Below are 20,759 nucleotides of genomic sequence, written 5' to 3' on the forward strand. Positions count from 1 at the left end.
CCACCCAGCGCGCTACCCGGTTCCGGACGACGTTTTCGCGAGCGCATTGGACGGCGGCCTGGTCGTTGTCCGCGGCCAGCACCGGACAGCGCCACAAACGGGCCATGACGATGGCAAGGGTGCCGGCTCCGGTGCCCATGTCCAGCGCCAACTTCGGTCGAAAGCCGCGTTGCGCAAGGTGAACCAGCGTCTCGATCATGGTCGCGGTGGTCGGGTGATGGCCGGTGCCGAATGCCGGACCGGCGTCAACGCAAATGTCACTGCGGGCGGCCGAGCAGACGGGCGAGTGACGCCCCCGCAGCACGAACCGCCCGGCCCGTACGGGCGGCAGGCGGGCCAGTCCACGGGTAACCCAATCATCATCCGGTACGGGTTCGAGCAGGCAGGTCCGGGTCGGGATTCCGACACCCTCCAACGCCTGTTCAAATACGCGCGTGTCGGGCGGTTGGCGCGAGTAACCCAGAACCTCCGCCTCGCCGCCTTCGATCACGGTACTGGATGCCTCGGTGATGCCGAGCAGCATCTCTTCAACCGTGATCCGCGCATCGGCCGGCACCCGCACCCGGATCCGGTACATCACGGGCCGTCAGGCGTGTTCCGCCGGTCGCAGGTAGTCGCCCATGATGGTCTTTCGACTGCTCTGGTCGAACTGAACGTCGACGGCACCGTCGTCACTGGTGATCACGATTCCGTAGCCGAACTTGTCGTGGAAGACCCGCTGTCCCTCAACGAATTGCTGGGCGGGTGCATTCGCCGGGGGCAGAACGGCGGTGCCCCCAAGATCCACGACAGGTTCCGCAGTGTCAAAGCGTGTTCCGCCGTACGCCGGTGCGCCGAAGGTCCCGGGAGGGGCTTCGATGGAGACGTGTTCGGCGGGTAGTTCGCGCAGAAATTGGGAGGGGAAGCGGTCCTCCCAATTCCCATACGTGCGCCGTCGGCTGGCCCAAGAAATTCGCGCCTCGTGACGGGCGCGCGTCAGGCCGACGTAGGCAAGCCGCCGTTCCTCTTCCAGCCCTTCGTCGCCGCCTTCCAGCACCGCCAGATCGTGCGGAAACAGGCCATCCTCCCATGCCGGAAGAAACACGACATCGAACTCAAGGCCCTTGGCTGCATGCAGAGTCATCAGGCTGACACGGGGTTCCGTCGTCGGTCCGTCGTGCTCGTGCACCAGTGCAACGTGCTCCAGGAATCCCTGCAGGTGCTCGAAATCGCGGAGCGCACTGAGCAGTTCCTGCAAATTCTCGTACCGACCGGCTGCGTCCGCGTTGGTGTCCTGGCGCAGCATCTTGAGGTAGCCGGAGTCCTCTAGGACGGTCTCCGCTAGTTCGTGGGGTTTCTTTTCACGGGCCAGTTCGCGCCATCGATCCAGGGCGTGGAAGAGTTCACGCAAGCCGGCCCGCGCGGTTCCGTGCATCTGGCCCGCCGCGAGCAGAGCGCGACCAGCGGATTCGACGGAGGTTTCTCGTTGTCTTGCTTCGCTGGCAAGTTTCCGGAACGTCGCGACCCCCACGCCGCGCCGCGGCCGGCCAATGATGCGTTCGAACGCCAAGTCGTCGTGCTCGTGCTGCACTAGCCGGAGGTATGCCACCGCGTCGCGAATTTCTTGGCGCTCGAAGAAGCGCAAACCGCCCACGACCTGATAGGGAAGCCCGATTTGCAGAAACCGTTCCTCGAACCCGAGGATCAGCGCCGTCGTCCGAACCAGGACGGCCATGCGGTCAAGCGACGTTCCTTCGCGGCGGAGCAATTCGATTTCATCGCTGATCAGGCGGGCTTCTTCCTCGCTGTCGTGAGCCTGGCGAACGCGCACGGGCTCTCCCGGGCTTCCCTGGGTCCACAAGGTCTTGCCGAGGCGCATGCGGTTGCAGCCGATCAGGGATGAGGCGGCACCCAGAATGTGGCCGGTTGAACGGTAGTTCTGCTCGAGGCGGATGACTTCGGCAGCGGGAAAATCCGTCTGGAAGCTCAGGATGTTTCCCACCTGCGCTCCCCGCCAGCCATAGATCGACTGGTCTTCGTCACCCACGGCGCAGACGTTGCCGCGCGCCGCCGCCAGTTGCCGAACCCAGAGATGCTGAGCAGTGTTGGTGTCTTGGTATTCATCCACAAGGATGTGACGGAACCGGGATTGCCATTCACTGAGGATCTCGTCGTCCTCAAAAAGGGTCAGGTTGTGGAGGAGCAGGTCGCCGAAGTCAGCCGCGTTCAGTTCCCGCAGGCGACGCTGGTACGCGGCGTACAGCTCTAGTCCACGCCCACCGGCGAACGCCTTCCCTTCAACGTCAGCTCGCGCTGGCGTCAGGCCCAGATTCTTCCACCGATCGATGGAGTACAGCAGTTTTTTCGGTGGCCAGCGCTTGGGGTCGATGTTCGCGGCGCCGAGAACCTGCTTTACCACCCGTACCTGGTCGTCGGTGTCCAGGATTGCGTAATCGGATTCCAGTCCGACCAGCTGGGCGTGCCTTCGGAGGATCCTGGCGCCCAGGGAATGAAAGGTTCCAAGCCACCAGCCGGAAAGCGCGCGGCCGGTCAGGGCCTCGACGCGACCCCGCATTTCTCGTGCGGCCTTGTTGGTAAACGTTACAACCAGCAACTCAGAGGATCGGGCCCTGCCGGTGGCAAGCAGATGCGCGACTCGCATCGTCAGCACGCGGGTCTTGCCGGTTCCGGCGCCGGACAGGACCAGCAAGGGTCCGTCGCCAGCTTCGACGGCGCGACGCTGTTCCGCGTTGAGGCCGTCGTCAGGAAGGTTCCCGTTGGCGGATTCGGGAGTTCGATCTTGCAGACGAAGGCTTTGCTTCATGGGCCTAGCGGGCCCAGCGGCCGGCAGCGCGGGTTTCAGATTGCAGTCCAGCCACCATCGATCATCAGGAGATGGCCTGTCACCATGCTGGCGGCGGGAGAGGCAAGGTACAAGATGCCGCCGGCAATTTCCGATACCTCGGCAAAGCGACCAAGCGGCGTGCGTGATTCGACGTAGGCCACCCGTTCGGGTTGCTCCAGCAATGGTCGTGTCAGGTCGGTCTTCACGTAGGTTGGGCCGATCGCATTGACTCGAATGCCCTGGTCGGCCCACTCGCATGCGAGCGAGCGCGTCATGTTCACGACGGCGCCTTTCGTCGCATGGTAGGGCAGGTTCGGAGCGGCTCCGCCGCCGGTGACGCCCATGATCGAGGATATGTTGACGATTGCGCCGCTCTTTTGCTCCAGCATGGCCTGTGCGGCCTCCCGGCAACACAGGAACATGGAAGTCTGATTGAGGCGCAGGATTTCCTCCCAGATCGCAAGCGGGACCTCTGTGGTGGCCATGCGGGGACTGCGACCGACGTTGTTGACCAAGATGTCAATTCGGCCGGTCGTGCTGCGGATCCCCTTGAACGCGTCCACGATGTCGCGTTCGACCATGACATCGAGCTTGTGTGCCGATGCATCACGTCCGACGCTGCGAAGCTCTTCTGCCGTCCGCTCCGCCGATTCCAGATCGATATCGGTTACCGCGACGTGGGCGCCGGCCTCGGCAAGGGCCAGGCAAGCGATCCGGCCGATCCCGTTCGCACCACCCGTGACGATCGCGGTCTGGCCGTCAACCCGAAAAAGATCGAGCGCCGAAAACGTGGCTGCGGGAGGCGGAGTGGGAACGTCGTTCATTGCTCAGAACACCCGATAGCGCTTGTAGGCTTCCTGCGGATCTTCGCCCTGGCGAATAGCCTCGCGAAGAGCATCTTCGGTGTTGGCCACCTGCTCGGCTTCGGCGACGATGGCCTCAGCCTGAGCGGCAGGGATGATGACAACCCCGTCGGCGTCTCCCAGCACATAGTCCCCCGAGTTGATGGTCAGGGCACCGATTTCAACGGGTTCCCCCATCGAATCGACCATCCAGCCGGCGCTGACGTCTGCCGGCGTCGCATAGCGGCAGAAAACGGGAAATTCGAGTGCATTGACCATCTCGACATCCCGGCACCCGCCATCCACGACAAAGCCCCGAATGCCCCGCAGCTGCAGGGTTTCGGCAGAGAGTTCGCCCATATGCGCGATCGTGTGATCATTGGGCTGGCACACGATCACCTGCCCGGGCGGCGCGGCCGAGAGAAATCCCGTCCACGACAACAGCGTGTCGTCGATCGAGACCCCGCTGCGCATGGACCCGGAAAGAGTCCAGACTGGACCCGCCACTTTCCTGCCCGGATACAGGCTGGTGATTTCCGGTGGCAATGCGCGGTCGGTAAGTCCGGCAGAAGTCATCGTGTCGAAGACGACCGCCGAGTAGAGTTTTTCCAGGCGCGCGGCGAGATCGGTCAATGCGACGGTCCAATCCCCAGGTCCACGGGGACGGTGCATCGTGCCTGCTCCACGTCGTAGTCACCGGTGCAGAGCAACTTGACCGGATTGAAGCCACCCGGCGCAGGATAGCTAGTGCAGCCGCCGACAACCGTCGCCACGGTCATCATGGCGACGGCTAACGCGAATTTGCCGATCAAACGACTTAGAGCAGGAAGAGCGCCATCAACACCAGAAGCGCAAGCACCCCGACCGTGGTGTAAATCGTGAGTCGCACGAAACTGTGCCAAGTCTTTCTGTGTGCTTCGAAATTCGCGTCGCTCTCTTGAGCCATAGTGCACGACCCCAACTCCGGCGCTGTCAAGCCAGTGGTGCCGAAAACCTAGCAAAGTGGTGCCGCCGCAACAACGCGTAAATCGCTTCGCCCTGACCCTTCCATGAGGTGGCTTCCGTGCATTGGGCCGAGCACCGCGAGGCGGGCATGGCCGCACCGACTGCCGGGAGAGCGCCCGGCCTACGACTGGTCGTCGTGCTTTTTTCCGGCGTCGGCAAAGCCTTTCATGAAGGCCTTCTGCATTGCGTCCCACCCCTGAGCCCCGGTCGGAAGCCAAGTCTTCGTCAACGTCTCCAGGTCCATCGACCTGACCTGTTCCGCCACGCGCTCCTGCAGGGCAGCCATCATCGACTCCTGTACGTTCCGTACATCGGGAAGGCCAAAGAACTGCCGGGCCTCTTCAGGGCTGCAGTCGATATCGATCCTGAATTTCATGCGGGTTGCTCCCCTGACGTCACCAGCCCGGCTGCCCTCCTCAGCTGCGTACAAGCACGTAGCTACCTGGCGCGGGTTCGATGATCTTCGCGGCACCCTCACCGACCACGCGCGAGGGAACCTTCGGGCCGGACCGGCGCGACAGCCATTTGTGCCAGTCTGGCCACCAGGAACCAGGGTGCTCGACCGCATCGTCCAACCATGCGTCAAAAGTAGCGTAAGCCTTGCGCCTGGTGTTCAACCAGTGCTGGTACTTCCGTTTCGCCGGCGGATTGACCACCCCGGCTATATGGCCGGCCCCAGCGAGGACGAACCGCTTTGGCCCGCTGAACAGGTGGTTCAGCTTGAACACGGATTCGGCTGGAGCGATATGGTCTTCCACACTGGCCTGGATGTAGACAGGAAGCGTCACCGCACCGAGGTCGAGCGGAGTCCCGAGGAGCTTGAAGTTTCCCTTTTGCGCCAGGGCATTCTGCTGGTACATGCCGCGCAGATAGTCCAGTAGAAGCCGCGCAGGAAACCGGGTGGAATCCGCGTTCCAGAACAGCAGGTCGAAGACCGGGGGCTCCTTCCCCAACAGGTAGTTGTTGATAACGAAGTACCAGATCAAGTCATTCGCCCTGAGCGCGTTGAAGGTGCCGGCCATTTGCGCGCCATCCAGATAGCCCTTGGCACGAACCTGATGCTCCAGCGCGTCGACCTGCCCCTTGTCCGTGAAGACCTTGAGGTCTCCGGCGTTCTCGAAATCGGCCTGGGCAGCAAAGAAGGTCGCGGCAGAGATGCGATCGTCACCGGTTGCAGCCATGTGGGCGAGCGCCGCCGACAGCAGGGTGCCGCCGATGCAGTAACCGATCGCGGTCACCTGGCGCTCGCCTGTTGCATGTTCGACAGCATCGAGCGCGGCAAAGATCCCGTCCCGGACGTAGTCGTCGAAGCCCTTGTCGGACAGGCGCTCATCCGGGTTCACCCAGGAGATCATGAAGACCGTGTAACCCTGCTCTGTTGCCCAGCGGACGAATGAGTTTTCCGGCTTGAGGTCAAGAATGTAGTACTTGTTGATCCACGGGGGCACGATCAGCAACGGCTTTCGGTAGACCGTCTTCGTCGTGGGTTCGTACTGGATCAGTTGCATCAGCGGGGTCTGATGAATGACGCTGCCGGCGGTCGTGGCAATGTTCTTTCCGACCTCGAATGCCGACATGTCAGTTTGCTGCGGCCGCAGGCCATCTCGGCCGGCGCGAAGGTCGCCGCTGAGATTCTGCATGCCGCGTACAAGGTTCTCGCCCTTGGAATCAGCTGTCTCACGAAGCACTTGTGGGTTCGTGAGGGCGAAATTGGTCGGCGCGAGGGCGTCCACGAGCAGCCGGCCGAAGAACTCCAGCTTCCGGGCGGAATCCGCGTCAAGCCCGTCTACCTCGGCGACCGTCTCACGGAGCCAGCGGGCATTGAGCAAATATGACTGCTTGATGAAATCGAAGACCGGGTTGGCGCTCCATTCGGCATCCCTGAAGCGCTGATCGCCTTGTTCCGGCTCGATCACCGGTGATGCGTCCTGCCCCATCATCCGCGTCGTCGTGCTGAGCCAAAGGGTCTGATAGTCACGCCAGAGTTCCAGTTGGCGTGTCATGATCCTGGATGGATCAAACTGTAAGTCAGGGAGTCCTTCGGCGACCGACCGAAAGCCGCTGGTTGGCTGCGATCCTTCGCCCTGTTGCCTGGCGAGGGAGGACATCCAGTCCGTCCAGTTCGTCTGCAACCGGGCTGCCGCCTTGCCGAGGGCTTCTGCGATCTCCGTAAACTCGGGAGTCGATCCGTTAGTGCCGCCGTTTGCCATTGCCGCCCTCAATACATGTGTTGGCCACCGTTGACCGAAAGGGTCGAGCCGGTAATGAAGCCGGCTTCGTCGGCGGCGAGAAACGTGATGGCTCGCGCAATCTCGTCGGCCCTGCCAAGTCGCTTGACAGGAATGCGTTGCACGATCTTGTCGAGAATATCGTCAGGAACTGCGGCTACCATTTCGGTGTCGATGTATCCCGGGGCAATGGCGTTTACCGTAATGCCGTGAGCGGCGCCCTCTTGCGCAAGCGCCTTCGTAAACCCGTGAATCCCAGACTTGGCGGCCGCGTAGTTCACCTGACCGTATTGCCCGGCCTGGCCGTTGATCGAGCCGACATTGACGATGCGGCCGAACTTGCGCTTCCGCATGCTGACGATCACGGCGCGGGACATGTTGAAACACGAGCCGATGTTGGTGTCAATGACTTCCCGCCACTGCTCGAAGTCCATGCGATGCATGGTACCGTCACGGGTGATCCCGGCGTTGTTCACGAGAATGTCGACCGGACCCAGTTCTTCGGCGACCCTGGCCACACCCTTCTGGCAGGCGTCGAAATTGGACACGTCCCACTTGTGGACGGGAATGCCCGTGTTTGCGTTGAAATCCGCAGCCTTCTTGTCATCGCTGCCGTAGACAGCTGCAACTGCGTAACCCTCTGCCTTGAGGGCAAGGGCGGTGGCAGCGCCTATTCCGCGTGTTCCGCCGGTGACGAGGGCGACTCTGCTCATAATGCGCCTCCATTCGTTGGGAGCTCGTATGACCGGGTCGTTCTTTGCACCGAGCGCCTGCGTGGAAGTCCGGCAAGGAAATGACCTGTCGCGCGGGCTTGGGGCAAGTGCTGCGCCCGCTCAGGTCTCGGACTGGAAGCCCGGCGGGGCTCCGGAGTCAGGCTGCGTAAGGCTTGACGAACACGTCGACGGCACTGTCGATCCGGCCCTTGATGGGCTCGAACGCCTTGGTCACCGTGTCGGCGGCGATCTGGTTCATCTTCGTCGACTGCGAGACTACGCGGTTAACCGCCTTGTTGGTCGCTTCAACCTGCAGGTCCATGAATTCTTGGGGCGTCTTCACGCTGAAGAAGCGCTGCATCATGTCCATGTTCTCAGCCATGACGACCTTCGTGTAGTCGACCACACCCTCGTAGTAGGCTTCCCAGCCGGCCACCACGGCGGCGGCGGATTCGGACATCGCGTCCAGGTTGTCCTTGCCGTACACGGTCGCCTTGCCGTAACCGTCCCTGGCCATCTGCAGCTGCTCTTTGCTGAAGGCCGCCGCGTTCTTGTACCCCTCGGCAGTGGCTTCGGTTCCCATCTTTATGACGGTTTCGAGAGTCTCCTTGCCGGCGGCAGCAATCTGTTCAGCTGTCTCCGTCGCAGCGTTCTTGCGAGTGGCATCAGTGGCGGTCATTGCGTTCTCCATTCGGCGAGTTTCGCCGGATCTGTGTCCTTGGTCGACGCAGGCAGCCAAATGGATTTTGCGTCGCAAAATCAATGTAGGCTTGATGTGGTGGCATGTCAACCAATGTCTTTTGCATTGCAATACGGAAGTTGGCGCGAGAAATCGAAAAGCACCACTTGTCACCGCGTAGGCGGAGTCAGGCCCGTGCTTGACCCTTGCTGGAATCCGCTTCGCGAGTCATCCCGCGTGGTTGGGTGCGAGATGCGCAATGAGGGAGCAAGAAATTGTTGCTCAGGCCAGATTCGCGCTTCGACATTTCTGTAACCAAGGTGCGTCCGTGCGCCAACGCACGAAGCCGTTGCTGTACAAATGGGGCACGAGTGACTGCAATCACTCGTCGGCTTGCGGTTCGCGTTTTCTGCAGTGCATAATCACGACACGGCGCTCAGATGTTGTTTGCTTCGGAGGCACGTGTGGGCCGAGAAACCAGCGAAACGGGCACATCGGCCAGTCAGGAGTCCACAGGAGGGCGGGAGACCGTCATCAGAAAATACGCAAACCGGCGTCTCTACAACACGGCTACAGCGAAGTTCGTGACGCTCCAGGACCTCCATGACATGGTGAAGCGTGGAGAGGCATTCGTCGTGGAAGATGCCAAGACGGGCCGCGACATCACTTGCTCCGTCCTCGCCCAAATCATCTCGGAGGAAGAGACAAAAGGTCACAATATGCTGCCGCTGAATTACCTTCGGCAGGTATTGCAGGCCTACGACGCCGGACTTGGACCGCAGTTCCGCCTATACATCGAGCGAAGCATGGAAGCCTTTATTGCGAATCAAAAGCAAATTTCCGAGCAGATGCAAAACATGTTTGCAATCGAATCCTCCGACAGTGCGATGAAACAACTTGCGGAAATGGGCCGTCAAAACGTGGAGATGTTTCGACGTTCCATGAGGTTGTTCACACCGCCGGCCGAAGCATGGAGAGGCGCCGCAGACGATTCCCCGGTGGCAAGAGGCGACGATCAAGAGCAACGCCAGGAGGACGAAATTGAGGGCCTCCGACAGCAGCTCGCTGACATCGCGGATCGCTTGGATGCCCTGTCGCGAACAAGATGATCTGCCGCGAATACTTGTGGCTGCGTTCCGTTCCGTGAAAGCTGACGGGGCCCAGTCCGCGCAAAGCGAGAAGCTCGGAGTGCGATTGCAGTATCGGGCGGCATCGATTGGCTGACAGCCGGTTGGATTCGCAATTGCTGGCTGGCACGATGCTGCTTGAGAATCTAATGTTGGGAGGGTGGCCTCCTCTGCAGGAGTGTAGCTCAATTGGCTAGAGCACCGGTCTCCAAAACCGGGGGTTGGGGGTTCGAGTCCCTCCACTCCTGCCACACGGGTCTCGCGCGGACTGGACGGAACTTCGGATTGAACGACCTTGACCTGCGTCGACCTGAGGTGCGCTGACCGCAATCGCATTTCGGGTTTCGTCGGACTGAGCTGGCCCGAACCGTCGCCTCCATGAATTCCTGCCTGGCGCGGCGTGCCAGGGAGCAGTTCAGCGTGCCCGTTGCAGGGTTGGGCGCTTACGCACCCCGAAAGCTTGCGGGGCGGGACTCTCGGAAAGCAGAAACACCTTCAACGAAGTCCTCTGTCAGTTCGGTCAGCATGACCTCTTCCGTGTCCATGTGAATTGACGCGCCGGAAAGTGCGCCAGCGACGGCGTTGACGGTTGTCTTCGTCATGCGGAGCGGTACTGGAGGCATCGATGCGGCGCGTGTGGCAATTTCCAACGAGCGCTTCGCCGCATTGCCTTCTTCCACGACTTCCTGAACCAGACCCCAGGCCAGGGCATCTGATGCCTCGATGCGGTCGTTCCCGAGGCATAGAATCTGTTTGGCGCGCGCCGGCCCGACTAGACCGACAAGGCGTGGGATCGTTCCCCAGCTCATTGACAGGCCCAGTGCCACTTCAGGGGTGCGGAAGTGCGCGCTGCTGCCCATCACGCGTAGGTCAAGGGCGACGGCCAGTGCTAGCCCGCCGCCGATCGCAAAGCGTTCCACAGCGGCGACCGTAAATTGCTCAAGGTTCTCCCAGGCCGCACACAGGCGTTTGCCGGCTCCCGCTGCGTGTCGTCGAGCCAGCATCGGCTTGTCTTGACGCTGGTCCATGGCCGGATCCGAGAGGTCGCGCCCTGCCGAAAATCCGCTCCCGGCGGGCGTGCGCAGCACCATGGCCGATGTTTCCAGATCATCCGTGAAACTCAGTGCCGCCTCGGTCAACTCCTCGATCGCCTGCAGCGACAGTGAGTTGAGCCGATTGCCCCGGTCGAAAGTGACGGTTGCGACGCGGCCTTCGCGTACGACGGTGACAAACTCGTGTGCCATGGCGGAATGTGTCCTTGTCGGGGAGTGGGGAGTTGGTTACAGACCGAGCGTTTGACGCGTTGGCGCGACGGCTCGAGAAGGGGACCCTTCAGCCATACTGATCGCAACCGTAGCTGACGCCGGTGGTGCCCGTACTCACTGCGTCGGACCCTTGCCCCATCTGGCGAGGCACCGGCCATCGCCACCTCCGACGACTGGTCCGATGGGCATGCAGTCTGGAACCGTTCCAGGCCAATAGCGGCAGCAGCGCTGTGTTCGTGCCGAAGCGTCGTCTGCAAAGTGCGCGTGATGATTGCGGCAGTGGGGGCCGCCAGTCTGCTCCGGCCGGGTGTTGTACCCTTCGCCGGCCATCATCCGTGACTTGGCCGCCGCCAGCGGTGCCGGCGAGGGGGACCACGTGAGCGATCTCGACCAGTGGCTGGGCCGGGTCTATGAGGCCCGGTCTACCGCGGAAAGCCAGCGGATCTACGACGATTGGGCCGACAGCTACGACGAGGACGTGGCATTTGGAGGTTATAGCTATGCGCCGATGGCGGCTGGCTTGTTCGGGCGTTATGTCGCACCGGGAGATACGCCGGTATTGGATGCGGGCTGCGGCAGCGGCTTTATCGGTGCAGCGTTGGCGCAGCTCAATTACGCCAACCTCACCGGAATTGATCTGTCGGCCGGCATGCTGCGGGCTGCCGCCCGCAAGGGGGTGTATCGGGACCTGCGTCGCAGGACCTTGGGTGAACCGCTGGACTTTGAGAATTGCGCATTCCAGGCAATCATCAGTACTGGCGTGTTCACGCCGGGGCACGCGCCGCCGGAGGCGCTGGACGAACTGTTGCGGGTCACCGCGACAGGCGGAGTGCTGATCTTCTGCTGCACGGATGCGGCGCTCTCGGAAGGCGGTTTCAAAGACAAGATTCGTGCCCTAGCCGACGCCGGCCTCTGGACCTTGATCGACACGGCGGGGCCGGTCACGGCGCTGCCCCGCGCCGAGATCCGCCACGACGCCACATTCTTCGTGTATCGGCGCTGACGAACCGTTAGTGGGGCGGGGCCCACCGCAGCTAGCGGGAGGTTTCAGCCTCGACCAGCAGGGTGGCATTGCCGCCGGCAGCGGTGGTATCGATGCATACGTGCCGTTCGATCACATAGCGCTCGGTCGCCCGGGGCTCGCTGATGAGCGGCAGTATCGGACCTGGACGCCGAGCGACAGCTATGCGCAGCGTCGCCATGACATCATCGTTGGCGCAGCTGGCAACGGCGGCAATACCATCGAGCGTTGAGAGCATCTCCGGAGCAAGCTGTCCGTCCAGGACGGACACTCGGGGATCATCGCTCCAGCGGGCAAGCGCGGTCTCGGCTCCGTCGGCGATCACGACCGCAGCATTGCCGGCGCCAAGGGCCGTCGTCAGTTGCGCGCCCGCCGTGTCCATCCCAGGACCCAGGCAGAGCACCACCCCGCGCGACGCGAGATACAGCCGGTTCCATTCACCGGTTGGTCCCGGAAGGTCCAACAGAGCGAATTGGAAGCGCCCGCCACGTTCCTTGGGCTTCCATCGAAACTGATCGGCGCCTGTTTGTTCGTCTCGTTGCGGATTGCGGAGACACGCGGCCTCGTTGATCGTGACCCCCGCTTCCGTGCCATGCTTGTGCCGACTGATTTCGAGACCTCGCGCCGCATTCTGAACCGCTCGCTGCACCCGCCTGTGGTCGACCAATGCGCCCTCCGGAACGCCACTGGGCTCGGTGAGGCCGCGCGTCAGTCGCCGCAGGTAGTGGGGACCGCCCGCCTTCGGCCCGGTCCCGCTCTCGCCCTCGCCGCCGAATGGCTGCGACCCCACAACTGCACCGATTTGGTTCCGATTCACATAAATGTTTCCTGCGCAGACGTGGTCGACCACATGCTGTACGCGATCATCGATGCGGGTGTGCAGTCCGAACGTGAGGCCGTAGCCGGCAGCGTTGATGGCTTGAAGGACGGCGTCGATGTCTTTGGCAGCGTACGTTGCGACGTGCAGGACCGGCCCGAAGATCTCCTCGCTCAGCGACTCAATACCGTCCACCCGTACCACGCTCGGCGGCACGAACAGGCCTGTGCCCGGAGCTACAGCGCGTTTCAGTAGGCGCCCATCACGCTTGGCGTCGCGGCAGTAGTCTTCGATGCGGTCCCGGGCCCGGTGATCAATGATCGGTCCGACGTCGGTGGCGAGATCCCAAGGATCGTCAATGCGCAGCTCGTCGATCGCGCCGTACAACATCGCGAGGATCCGATCCTCGACCTCTTGCTGGATGTAGAGGATGCGGAGCGCGGAGCAGCGCTGGCCAGCGCTCTGGAAAGCGGACACGACGATGTCGCGCACCGCTTGCTCGGGCAGCGCGGTGGAATCGACGATCATCGCATTCAAGCCGCCGGTTTCGGCGATCAGTGGAGCGTGCGGTGCAAGGCACTTCGCCATCGCCCGATTGATGCGCCGAGCGGTTTCGGTCGAACCGGTGAAGCACACGCCATCGACCTGCGAGTTGGATACCAGCGCCGATCCCACTCTTTCCCCATCGCCGAACAACAACTGCAATACATCCCGGGGAATGCCGGCCTCGTGCATCAGAGCGACGGCACGGGCCGCGATCAGCGGGGTTTGCTCGGCCGGTTTGGCAACAACCGCGTTGCCGGCGGCCAGCGCGGCGAGTATCTGCCCGGAGAAGATTGCGAGCGGAAAATTCCACGGGGAAACGCAGGCAACGATCCCGAGCGGGACGCGGTCGCGGGTATCACATTCCTTGATCGCCTCATTTGCGTAGAAGCGGGCGAAGTCACACGCCTCGCGCACTTCCGCGATGCTGTCGGACAAGGTCTTACCCGCTTCCCGGGCCGCGAGTGCGAAGAGTTCCGGCGCGTGCGCTTCGCAGAGATCGGCCACGCGACGCACGCGGCTCGCTCGCTCCCGGACCTCCATCGCAGCCCAGATGGCGGCGCCCTTGCGGGCCTCCGCCAACGCTGCGGCAATGTCCGTTGACGCCGACTCCGTGACATAACCCACGACATCGTCGTGCCGTGCCGGGTTCCGCACTTCCCGGCGCAGCGCTCCGATTTTCGGTCCCGCAACCGGGGGAGCCGCTTCCCATTGGGCGGACCGGAAGGACTGGCGTTCGCGCTCCAGCGCCGCCAGCTGCAGGGGATCGGTAAGGTCCCATCCCTTCGAGTTTCGGCGTTCGGGCAGGAACAGATCTGCCGGCGCGGCAATGCGCGGGTTGGCGATCGTGCCGCCCAACTCCTCGACCGCCGCCAGCGGGTCCCGGGCGATTTCCTCCGGCGTCACGCTCGTGTCGACAATCTGGTTTACAAATGAGCTGTTGGCGCCATTCTCGAGGAGGCGGCGCACAAGGTAGGCGACCAGATTGCTGTGGGCGCCAACCGGCGCGTAAATCCGGCACCGGACGTTTCGTGCCTGCCGCACAGCCTCGTGCAGGGCTGCACCCATCCCGTGCAGACGCTGGAACTCGAACACTGAAGTATCGTCGGCCATGTGCAGCACTGCCGCGATCGTGTGCGCGTTGTGAGTTGCAAACTGCGGGTAGATGCGGTCCGTCATTCGGAGGAGTTTGCGCGTGCAGGCGAGATAGGAGACGTCGGTGCATGCCTTGCGTGTGAACACCGGGAATCCGTCGAGACCAAGCGTCTGCGCACGTTTGATCTCGCTGTCCCAATACGCACCCTTGACGAGCCGGACCATGATCCGGCGTTCCAGTTGCCCGGCCAGCCCGTACAGCCAGTCGATGACGTGCGGCGCTCGTTTGCCATAGGCCTGCACCACGACCCCGAAACCATCCCAGCCGGCGAGCGCGGGGTCTGCCAGCACGGCTTCGATCACGTCTAGTGAAAGCTCCAGGCGGTCGGCCTCCTCGGCGTCCACGTTCAGGCCAATTCCGGCCGACTTGGCGAGCAGGGCGAGCGAACGCAGCCGTCCGACCAGTTCGGACAGCACGCGGTCCCGTTGGCTGAACTCGTAGCGCTCGTGCAATGCGGAGAGCTTCACCGACACGCCCGGGCGGGCGCCGATCCCCGTCTCTCCGGCATGGCCTTCGAGGGCGACTATCGAATCGGAGTAGGCGAGGTGGTAGCGCCGAGCATCCTCCGCGGTACGGGCCGCCTCGCCCAGCATGTCGTACGAATGCGTGTAGCCGCTTGCCTCCCTTGGCGCCGCCCGGGCCTTCGCCTCTCCCATGTCGCGCCCCAGCACGAAGCGATGGCCGAGTTGACGCATCGCACGGGCAAGCGCGGTGCGGATGATCGGTTTGCCGATCCGCCTGACAGCCCGGTGAAGCACCCCGGCCAGCCCCTCTCGGCCGCCGCCAAGCACCTTGCCGGTCAGGTGCAGAGCTCGGGTTGAGGCGTTTACCGCTGACGTGGTCGAGCTTCCCAGATGGGACGCCCAATCCAACGAGACGATCTTGTCCTTGATCAGGCGATCGATCGTTTCAGTATCAGGAACCCGCGGCAGCGCTTCAGCCAGGCACATCAGTGCAAGGCCTTCGCGGCTGGACAGTCCGTACTCGACCAGAAAGGCTTGCATCACCGGTGTTCTGCCGGTTGCCCGCACGGTACGAACCAGTTCGACCGCATGCGCGACGATCGCTTCCCGGTCGATCTCCGTGAGGCCGGCCTCGCGAGTACAGTCGCGCACCGCGTCGGCCTCGTCCATGAGGAGTGCGGCGCGTACGGACGCTCGCAGTTCAGGTAGACGGCCGGGCTGATCAAGCACGAACATTCCTTGTTTAGTGAATCACTCCTTCATGGATGGAAATAGTCTCGCTGCCGGGCCGATCAAACCGTCGCGGATCGAGCGCCCATCGAGGCCGTAACCGGCTTCCGGCTTCGTTTCGGCAACCAACGATTCCGCCGGCCGGGACTTGTCGAGCGCTGCAGTTCGGCCGAGCGGTCTTCCCGACCGACCTGCCGGCGAGATCGTCATCAATGGACACGGGAGGTCTGCATCGGCCCTTGGCTCCCGAATTCCCGCCGCAAGCGCTCCAAGGTTCCGTCAACTCTAGGCTTTCGGACGACCGTGTGAGTTTGCCGTCGGCTGGACGCCGGGCCTCGACCGAGCCCATCGAGCCGCGTTCAGGATCACGCCTCCTCGCAATGGCTGCGACCGGCATTGGATCACAATGCTGCCACGAGTGGGGTCACGCAAACGGAAGGAACAGTCGGAATTTCAGCTTGCTCAAATCCGTCCGCAGAATCTAGTGTGGGGGAGAGAACAATCCCGCACGTGTTGTTCAGGAATCACGCGGCCCAATGACTTCCCCATCCGAACTCATCGTCTATATCGACGTCAAGAGCCCCTACGCCTATCTGGCCGTCGCCCCCACGCGGGCGCTGGCGGCCGAGTTCGACATCGCAGCGGTCTGGAAGCCCTATACGCTGGAGATCCCGGATTTCCTCGGGGCGGTGGAGACCCGCAACGAGCACCAGTGGCGCAGGGTGCGCTACAGCTACATGGATGCCCGGCGCCTTGCGAACCAGGTCGGGCTCACGGTCCGCGGTCCGCAAAAGATATTCGACAGCTCGATCGCCCATATCGGCATGCTTCGGGCCCAGGAGCAGGGCCGGTTCGAGGCCTACATCGACCTCGTGTTCGAACGCTTCTGGAAGCGCGACCTCGAAATCGAGGATCCGGCCGTGATCGCCTCGGTGCTGGAGGAGGCGGGCGTGCCGGCCGCCGACTTCGCGGGATGGGCGGAAGACGAGGGACGTCAGCGCCACGACGCAATTCAGCGCGAGGCCGAGGAGCTCGGCGTGTTCGGCGTCCCGAGCTACCTCTACCGGGAGGAATTGTTCTGGGGCGGCGACCGGCTGGGGATGCTGCGCTATCGCATCGAGGAGACGCTCGCCCGGTGATCGAACTGTGGATTCCGATCACGATCTTCGCCGCCTTTTGCCAGAACCTCCGAAGCGCTGTCCAGAAGCATCTCAAGGGTGTGCTTTCGAACACGGGCGCGACGTTCTCCCGGTTCGGCTACGGCTTCCCCGTCGTGTTCGCCTACGTGCTGGCACTGCACTATGGCGCCGACATGGCGTGGCCGGAGCCCAACCTGCGTTTCGTCATCTACGGCCTCATCGGCGGCGCGGCACAGATTGCTGCGACGTTCCTCCTTGTCTGGCTGTTCTCTTTCCGCGACTTTGCGGTCGGCACGACCTATTCCAAGACAGAGACGGTTCAGGCAGCGCTGTTCGGACTGATCATCCTCGGAGACGGAGTGGGCCTTGCTGGCAGTATCGGAATCTTCGTCAGCCTGATCGGGGTGATGCTGCTCTCGACCGCGAAGTCCGGGCTCGAATGGCGGAAGCTGCTGCTCAGCTGGACCGAGCGGACGGCGCTGATCGGTGTGTTGTCAGGCACGCTCTTCGGGATTGCGGCGGTCACGTTCAGGGCGGCGTCGCTCTCGCTGGATGGCGGCCCGGATGGGGAGGGGCCGGACTTCCTGATGCGGGCGGGCTTCACGCTCGTCTGTGTCATTCCGGCTCAGGCGATCGCCATGGCGGTCTGGATGGGCTGGCGCGAGCCCGGGCAGCTTCGTGCCGTGCTGAGGTCGTGGCGCTGGGCGAGCATCGCGGGGCTGGCCGGTGCGGTGTCTTCCATCGGCTGGTTCACGGCCATGACGATTCAGAACGCTGCCTATGTCCGGGCGCTCGGTCAGATCGAGCTCCTATTCACCTTCGCTGCCGGCGTCCTCATCTTCAAGGAACGCAGTTCCCGCCTGGAGGTCATGGGCATCTTCCTCGTCACCGCCGGGATCCTGATCCTGGTCAGCGGTTGAGGTCATTGCTCTGGGGACAAGGGCTTCAACCTGCGAGATCGGAACTGACGCTTGAAGCGGGGCTGGCCCGCTTTCACCGTACTGGCGCTCAATGGAAATCCCTTGATCGCGGGATGACACGCTGGTTCCTCGGATGGCGCGCCAGCGGGGGCGAGGCGGCGTAAGGCCCGTGCTTCTGGTGGACGGCATCGCCGTTTTCGGACAGCTGGGAAAGCCAGCCGGTGATGTCCTCGAGGCGATCGGCGACCAAGTGGACAATTTTTCCGGTGCGCTGAATCCGTCCCCTGACCCAGGCCAGCCGGCTGGTCATCACGACCCGGCGGAACGCTTCCGTTGTTCTGGGCCAAACCACCACGTTCACGACACCGGTTTCGTCTTCCAGGGTCATGAAGATGACCCCCTTGGCGCTGCCGGGGCGCTGTCTCGCCAGGACCACGCCGGCGGCGACAGCTGACTGACCGTCGCGGGCATCTTGGTTGATTCTTTCGGCCGGCAGGGTTCCCGAGGGCGCGAGTCTCTTGCGCAGGAATGCGACGGGGTGTGCTTTCAAGGACAGGCGCAGAGACCGGTAGTCGGCGAGGACATGCTCACTCAGCCGTAACGGCGGAAGCGGGATTCTTGTGGCGCTGTTCGATTCGGAATGGGTGTCAAACAGGGGCATCTCGGGCGTGTCCTCAAGGGCCTCCCATAGTGCTTCGCGTCGGTCGGAACCGATGGAACGAAAGGCGTCCGCTTCGGCGAGGCACTTGAGAGTGGCGTCCGGAATGCCGGTGCGCCGGCGTACATCGGCGACACTCGCGTACCCCTGGTCACGTTTCTCTGTCACGAGATTGGCGTCGTTTTCGCGGAGCCCTCCGATCTGGCGCATACCGAGCCTGAGTGCCCAATGCTCGCCGGACGTCGGTTCCAGCGAGTTGTCCCAATGGCTCATGTTGACGTCGACGGATCGTACCTCGACACCGTGCTCGCGGGCGTCGCGCACGATTTGCGCCGGCGCGTAGAAGCCCATGGGCTGTGCGTTCAGCAAAGCGCAGGCAAACACTTCGGGATGGTGGCACTTGAGCCACGACGACACGTAGGCCAGATGCGCGAAGCTGGCGGCATGGGACTCCGGGAACCCGTACTCGCCGAAGCCTTCAATCTGGCGAAAGCAGCGCGCCGCGAGTTCGGAGTCGTAACCGCGCCTGATCATGCGACCGACCATCTTCTCGCGGAGCAGAGGCAAGGTTCCGCGCTTCCGGAAGGTGGCCATCGAATGACGCAAGGCATTGGCTTCGTCGGGACTGAACCTGGCCGCCGTGATGGCGACGCGCATTGCCTGCTCTTGGAACAACGGCACGCCCAGGGTTTTCTTCAGCACTCTTTGCAACTCGTCTGGCGGACCGTGGTCCGGACTGGGTTTCGGGTAAATCACCAGTTCTAGGCCGTCGCGCCGCCGCAGATAGGGGTGCACCATGTCGCCCTGGATCGGACCGGGGCGTACGATCGCAACTTCGATCACCAGATCGTAGAAACAGCGCGGCTTGAGGCGCGGCAGCATGTTCATTTGTGCGCGGCTTTCGATCTGGAACACGCCGATGGAATCAGCGCGGCAAAGCATGTCGTAAACCGCTTGGTCCTCGCGCGGTACGTCGGAGAGTTTCAGGTCGATGCCCCGGTGGCGTTTCAGCAGTGCGAATGCCTTGCGAATGCATGTCAGCATGCCGAGAGCAAGCACATCGACCTTCATGAAGCCGAGAGCCTCCAGATCGTCCTTGTCCCATTCGACGAACGTACGATCCTTCATGGCCGCATTGCCGATCGGGACCATGTCGCACAGGGGGCTGCGGCTCAGCACAAACCCGCCGACGTGCTGGGAAAGGTGGCGGGGAAACCCTATCAGCTGGGAAGCCAGGGCAAGGGTCATGCGAAGAGCCGGATCGGCAGGGTCAAACCCGGCATCACGGACACGTTCCTCGGAGAATCCTCCCTCGGTCCTGAGGGAATCGGCAAGGGCCGCCGCCGTATCTTCGGACAGGCCCATGGCCTTGCCGACCTCGCGGGCGGCGCTACGGGCACGGTAGGTAATTACGGTCGCGGCCAATGCCGCCCGATCTCGACCGTACCGCTTGTAGATGTACTGGATGACCTCCTCACGCCGTTCGTGCTCGAAGTCGATGTCGATGTCGGGCGGCTCTCTGCGCTCAGGAGAGATGAAGCGCTCGAACAGCAGGTCGATCTCGGCCGGATTGACGGCAGTAATGCCCAAGCAGTAGCAGACCGCCGAATTGGCTGCCGAACCACGCCCCTGACACAGGATGTCCTGCTGCTTGGCGAACTGGACGATGTCGTAAACCGTGAGGAAATAACAGGCATAGCCGAGCTGCGCGATGAGTCCGAGTTCGTGTTCCAGCGTGCTGCGGAGCATCTCGGGAAGCCCGTCGGGAAAGTGTCGGGCAGATCCTTCCCAGGTCAGATCCTCCAGATGCTGCTGCGCGGTTCTGCCTGCAGGTACGGGTTCATCGGGATATTCGTACGTCAGCTCGTCGAGACGAAAGCTGATCGACTTGACAATTTCGACGGTACGGGCGGTCAGCGCTTCGTATCCGGCAAAGAGACGCATCATCTCGGCCGGGCTCTTCAGGTGGCGTTCTGCGTTGGCATTCAGCTGGTAGCCGGCGTTCTGGACGGTCGTATGTTCGCGAATGGCAGTGAGGACGTCCTGCAGCGGGCGACGTTCGGGGAGGTGGTAGAGAACGTCGTTGGTGGCGACCAGCGGCATTTCATGACGGTCAGCGAGCTTGGCCAGCTGGGCGATACGGGCGCGGTCATCACCCCGGTAGGGCATGTGAGTCGCCAGATAGAGCGGCCCCGGGAGACGGTTGCGTAACGCTGCGAGCCTTGTTGCGAAGGTTTCCATGTCCGGGCCGGGAGGGGGCACGACAATCAGGACCTGGCCCTCGGCATGGACACAGAGATCCTCCAGATGGAGTTGGCAGCTGCCCTTGCTCGCGCGCCGCTGCCCCAACGTCAGCAAGCGACAAAGGCGGCCATACGCTTCACGGTTGCGCGGGTAGCACAGCAGAGAGAGACCGTCTTCAAGATCAAGACGGACGCCGACCAGCAGGTGGATTCCTGCGTCCTTGGCGGCCACATGTGCCCGCACGATGCCCGCCAGCGAGTTTCGGTCGGTGATTCCGATTGCTGTCAGTCCCAGCGCTGCCGCCCGTTCCACCAGTTCTTCGGGATGAGAACCGCCCCGGAGGAAGCTGAAGTTAGTGGTGGTCTGCAGTTCGGCGTACAAGGGC

Annotated in this window: 16 protein-coding genes and 1 tRNA gene; 5 read left to right on the top strand and 12 right to left on the bottom strand. The window is 62.8% G+C overall.

Annotated features, from left to right (window positions below; all coding sequences use genetic code 11):
• The 9 genes from OXH60_12915 to OXH60_12955 form a co-directional block, all read right to left on the bottom strand.
• Nucleotides 1-577 (bottom strand): 50S ribosomal protein L11 methyltransferase (locus tag OXH60_12915; GenBank protein MDE0713020.1); only part of this gene is annotated, 577 nt, incomplete at its 3' end.
• 9 nt (nt 578-586) lie between these two features.
• The gene (locus OXH60_12920; GenBank protein MDE0713021.1) at nt 587-2,803 is read right to left on the bottom strand and encodes a UvrD-helicase domain-containing protein; all 2,217 of its coding nucleotides are present in this window, start codon (nt 2,801-2,803) and stop codon (nt 587-589) included.
• 35 nt (nt 2,804-2,838) lie between these two features.
• Nucleotides 2,839-3,648: a glucose 1-dehydrogenase gene (locus OXH60_12925; GenBank protein ID MDE0713022.1), complete on the bottom strand. Its 810-nt coding sequence runs from the start codon at nt 3,646-3,648 to the stop codon at nt 2,839-2,841.
• Nucleotides 3,649-3,651: 3 nt separating this feature from the next.
• Nucleotides 3,652-4,299 carry a hypothetical protein gene (locus OXH60_12930; GenBank protein MDE0713023.1) on the bottom strand — a complete coding sequence of 216 codons (648 nt, stop codon included), beginning with the start codon at nt 4,297-4,299 and terminating at the stop codon, nt 3,652-3,654.
• Between the two features lie 184 nt (nt 4,300-4,483).
• Nucleotides 4,484-4,612: an aa3-type cytochrome c oxidase subunit IV gene (locus OXH60_12935; protein ID MDE0713024.1), complete on the bottom strand. Its 129-nt coding sequence runs from the start codon at nt 4,610-4,612 to the stop codon at nt 4,484-4,486.
• Between the two features lie 180 nt (nt 4,613-4,792).
• Nucleotides 4,793-5,047, bottom strand: a complete 255-nt coding sequence (locus OXH60_12940) for a DUF6489 family protein (protein ID MDE0713025.1) — start codon at nt 5,045-5,047, stop codon at nt 4,793-4,795.
• 40 nt (nt 5,048-5,087) lie between these two features.
• On the bottom strand, nt 5,088-6,779 hold the full coding sequence (gene phaC / locus OXH60_12945; protein ID MDE0713026.1) for a class I poly(R)-hydroxyalkanoic acid synthase: 1,692 nt from the start codon (nt 6,777-6,779) through the stop codon (nt 5,088-5,090).
• A 110-nt stretch (nt 6,780-6,889) separates the two neighbouring features.
• Complete coding sequence (gene phbB / locus OXH60_12950) at nt 6,890-7,612, bottom strand: acetoacetyl-CoA reductase (protein MDE0713027.1); 723 nt, start codon at nt 7,610-7,612, stop codon at nt 6,890-6,892.
• A 157-nt stretch (nt 7,613-7,769) separates the two neighbouring features.
• Complete coding sequence (locus tag OXH60_12955) at nt 7,770-8,291, bottom strand: phasin family protein (protein ID MDE0713028.1); 522 nt, start codon at nt 8,289-8,291, stop codon at nt 7,770-7,772.
• Nucleotides 8,292-8,824: 533 nt separating this feature from the next.
• Here OXH60_12955 and phaR point away from each other — a divergent pair.
• Together phaR and OXH60_12965 are read left to right on the top strand one after the other, a co-directional pair.
• Nucleotides 8,825-9,400, top strand: coding sequence for a polyhydroxyalkanoate synthesis repressor PhaR (gene phaR, locus OXH60_12960; GenBank protein MDE0713029.1), 576 nt, complete (start codon nt 8,825-8,827; stop codon nt 9,398-9,400).
• A gap of 192 nt (nt 9,401-9,592) precedes the next feature.
• Nucleotides 9,593-9,669 (top strand) — tRNA-Trp (locus OXH60_12965).
• Nucleotides 9,670-9,861: 192 nt separating this feature from the next.
• Here OXH60_12965 and OXH60_12970 read toward each other — a convergent pair.
• The gene (locus OXH60_12970; protein MDE0713030.1) at nt 9,862-10,662 is read right to left on the bottom strand and encodes an enoyl-CoA hydratase/isomerase family protein; all 801 of its coding nucleotides are present in this window, start codon (nt 10,660-10,662) and stop codon (nt 9,862-9,864) included.
• Nucleotides 10,663-11,059: 397 nt separating this feature from the next.
• Here OXH60_12970 and OXH60_12975 point away from each other — a divergent pair, with 397 nt between their 5' ends.
• A complete protein-coding gene (locus OXH60_12975; GenBank protein ID MDE0713031.1) occupies nt 11,060-11,686 on the top strand; it encodes a class I SAM-dependent methyltransferase in 627 nt (208 codons plus the stop codon).
• A 31-nt stretch (nt 11,687-11,717) separates the two neighbouring features.
• On the opposite strand, the gene putA is transcribed toward OXH60_12975, so the two are convergent.
• Nucleotides 11,718-15,413 (bottom strand): bifunctional proline dehydrogenase/L-glutamate gamma-semialdehyde dehydrogenase PutA, encoded by a 3,696-nt coding sequence (gene putA, locus OXH60_12980; GenBank protein ID MDE0713032.1) that lies wholly within the window; start codon nt 15,411-15,413, stop codon nt 11,718-11,720.
• A gap of 536 nt (nt 15,414-15,949) precedes the next feature.
• On the opposite strand from putA, the gene OXH60_12985 reads away from it, so the two are divergent.
• Together OXH60_12985 and OXH60_12990 are read left to right on the top strand one after the other, a co-directional pair.
• Complete coding sequence (locus OXH60_12985) at nt 15,950-16,552, top strand: DsbA family protein (protein MDE0713033.1); 603 nt, start codon at nt 15,950-15,952, stop codon at nt 16,550-16,552.
• Nucleotides 16,549-17,472, top strand: a complete 924-nt coding sequence (locus OXH60_12990) for an EamA family transporter (GenBank protein ID MDE0713034.1) — start codon at nt 16,549-16,551, stop codon at nt 17,470-17,472. The genes OXH60_12985 and OXH60_12990 overlap by 4 nt, the downstream gene beginning before the upstream one ends.
• An 88-nt stretch (nt 17,473-17,560) precedes the next feature.
• Here OXH60_12990 and OXH60_12995 read toward each other — a convergent pair whose 3' ends face one another.
• Entirely contained in the window at nt 17,561-20,755 is a 3,195-nt protein-coding gene (locus tag OXH60_12995) for an error-prone DNA polymerase (protein MDE0713035.1), read from the bottom strand.
• Nucleotides 20,756-20,759 lie beyond the last annotated feature (4 nt).

The sequence above is a fragment of the Rhodospirillales bacterium genome (assembly GCA_028824295.1).
Classification (GTDB): Bacteria; Pseudomonadota; Alphaproteobacteria; order TMED109; family TMED109; genus VXPW01.

Coding starts and splice junctions, on each gene's coding strand:
- OXH60_12920 (MDE0713021.1), bottom strand. CDS start 2,803: ATGAAGCAAAGCCTTCGTCTGCAAGATCGAACTCCCGAATCCGCCAAC.
- OXH60_12935 (MDE0713024.1), bottom strand. CDS start 4,612: ATGGCTCAAGAGAGCGACGCGAATTTCGAAGCACACAGAAAGACTTGG.
- OXH60_12940 (MDE0713025.1), bottom strand. CDS start 5,047: ATGAAATTCAGGATCGATATCGACTGCAGCCCTGAAGAGGCCCGGCAG.
- OXH60_12955 (MDE0713028.1), bottom strand. CDS start 8,291: ATGACCGCCACTGATGCCACTCGCAAGAACGCTGCGACGGAGACAGCT.
- phbB (MDE0713027.1), bottom strand. CDS start 7,612: ATGAGCAGAGTCGCCCTCGTCACCGGCGGAACACGCGGAATAGGCGCT.
- OXH60_12985 (MDE0713033.1), top strand. CDS start 15,950: ATGACTTCCCCATCCGAACTCATCGTCTATATCGACGTCAAGAGCCCC.
- OXH60_12925 (MDE0713022.1), bottom strand. CDS start 3,648: ATGAACGACGTTCCCACTCCGCCTCCCGCAGCCACGTTTTCGGCGCTC.
- phaC (MDE0713026.1), bottom strand. CDS start 6,779: ATGTCCTCCCTCGCCAGGCAACAGGGCGAAGGATCGCAGCCAACCAGC.
- OXH60_12970 (MDE0713030.1), bottom strand. CDS start 10,662: ATGGCACACGAGTTTGTCACCGTCGTACGCGAAGGCCGCGTCGCAACC.